Origin of the sequence: Streptococcus infantis (genome assembly GCF_047463635.1) — a bacterium.
Classification (GTDB): Bacteria; Bacillota; Bacilli; order Lactobacillales; family Streptococcaceae; genus Streptococcus; species Streptococcus infantis_W.
In genome coordinates this window covers 1-857 of record NZ_JASHDL010000052.1, presented here as the reverse complement: position 1 = coordinate 857, position 857 = coordinate 1, and the positions used below count along the sequence as shown (strand labels likewise).

Annotated in this window: 1 protein-coding gene; it reads left to right on the top strand. The window is 39.8% G+C overall.

What is annotated here, in order from left to right; translation table 11 throughout:
* The first annotated feature begins 259 nt into the window (after positions 1-259).
* On the top strand, positions 260-724 hold the full coding sequence (locus QM867_RS10710; protein ID WP_153225791.1) for a sigma-70 family RNA polymerase sigma factor: 465 nt from the start codon (positions 260-262) through the stop codon (positions 722-724).
* Positions 725-857: the final 133 nt, after the last annotated feature.

The window sequence follows — 857 nt, the reverse complement described above, 5'->3', positions numbered from 1 at the left end:
CATAAGATTCTTTCTAATGATGGTTTGGTCGCTTTTCATTATAGGTCTTATGGGACTTTTTTTCTACAACAAAATAGGCTCCATAATTCCTATGGTGGTTTTACCCACTACAGAAATTATAGAGCCTCTTTTTATCTCTCATCTGTCTTCCTCAATACTTCCTGATACACCTTGGACTCAAAAAAACACAAAACAGAAACCAAAGCCCCTCTTTCCCCCTTTCTCTGCTAAACTAAAAGCAGAGAAAGGGGGAAAGCAAATGCTTGAAAAGTATTATGAGAAGGTAAAAGGTATTGTCCATAGATGCCGAAAAGATTATTATCTTCATCTATGGGAAAAAGAAGACTGGGACCAAGAAGGCATGATTTGTCTCCATGAACTTCTAGAACACCATCCAGAACTAGTGGAAGAAGAAAAGAAACTCTACGTTTACTTCAAAACAAAATTTCGGAATCGAATCCTTGATAGTGTCAGAAAACAAGAGAGTCAAAAGCGTCGCCTAGACCGGATGGCCTATGAAGAAGTAGGGGAGATTAGTCATCGCCTACCAGAAGGAGGATTGTGGTTGGATGATTACTACGCCCTCCATGAATTGTTGAATACTTATAGAAGAAAGTTACCAGAAGATAAGCAAGAAGCCTATGAACGCCTCTGGGCAGACGAACGATTTAAAGGTCGCAAAGCCCTTCTCAGAGAGCTGAAGGAAACATTACAAGACTTCTAAAAAAAATTAAAAAAAGGTGTTGACAAAGTAAGAAAAGTCGGTATAATAGTAAGAGTTGAAAATAACAACTCCGGTCCGTTGGTCAAGGGGTTAAGACACCGCCTTTTCACGGCGGTAACACGGGTTCGAATCC

What these genes read in the sequence shown, in the direction of transcription:
- QM867_RS10710 (WP_153225791.1), top strand. Translation starts at nt 260, where the DNA reads ATGCTTGAAAAGTATTATGAGAAGGTAAAAGGTATTGTCCATAGATGC.